Here is an 851-nt window from a genome sequence, read left to right as displayed (position 1 = left end):
TGATATATCTTATAATACTCATTTCTAATAGCATAAGGTTTTCTGGATGTGTATTTTATATTATAAGAATTAATAAAATTCATTATTGTTTTTGATTTTATAATTCCCTTTCTGATTTTTAAATCATTATATTTTAAAATAAAGTTTTTTAATTCATTATCTATTTTATAATCTGTAGCAGATACTTCAGGAATAAAATTATAAAAAGTTTTTTAATCTTTATTCTACCATCTTTATTTAATTGAATAATAGTATTAGCAGTATCAAAAGCTTTCACATCATTATTAATTCTTCTGATTTCAAAAACAGTATCAATCCAATTATAAATATACACTAAATCTTCAAAATAATAACCAATATAATATTCAAGCAATTCAGCTGCAACTAATGCTTTCTTTTTATCTGCTTTTCTTATACACCATGCAGCACCATTGTTAGGAGGGATGTTTTTTTCAATAACTGTTTTACCAAATTTTTTAAAAATCTTTTCTTACCTTTTCCCATTTAGTTGGGGATTAGACTTAATGAGATATTTATTAATGAACACAAATACAATTTTTGTAAAAACAACTACAAGAACGTTAAAAAAAGGAAAAATAGTGGCAGACAAAAAACAGAGGAAATACTCAAAAAAACAACGAAAGAAAATGAAGAAAAGTTACTGGAATTAATAAAATAAGATAAAACCAATTAACCATTCAACATCAAATAATAGCGAGAATATAAAATTGCATCAATATATTAAATAAAAAATTAACAATAAAAATATATCAAGTGATAAAATAATTATGTAAATTTATTAAATTTAAGAAAAGAAAAATTTACCGAAAATTTACTTTAATGTTGTTGAT

Annotated in this window: 2 protein-coding genes; one reads left to right on the top strand and one right to left on the bottom strand. The window is 21.7% G+C overall.

Going from position 1 to position 851, the window contains the following annotated elements:
- Nucleotides 1-160: 160 nt before the first annotated feature.
- Nucleotides 161-373, bottom strand: a complete 213-nt coding sequence (locus ACYQ44_RS10375) for a hypothetical protein (protein ID WP_459997211.1) — start codon at nt 371-373, stop codon at nt 161-163.
- A gap of 70 nt (nt 374-443) precedes the next feature.
- On the opposite strand from ACYQ44_RS10375, the gene ACYQ44_RS10370 reads away from it, so the two are divergent.
- Entirely contained in the window at nt 444-671 is a 228-nt protein-coding gene (locus tag ACYQ44_RS10370) for a hypothetical protein (protein ID WP_459997209.1), read from the top strand.
- Nucleotides 672-851 lie beyond the last annotated feature (180 nt).

The organism is Marinitoga arctica (genome assembly GCF_054657315.1).
The sequence above is the reverse complement of the archived record's forward strand: the minus strand, read 5'-3'. Positions and strand labels throughout refer to the sequence as shown.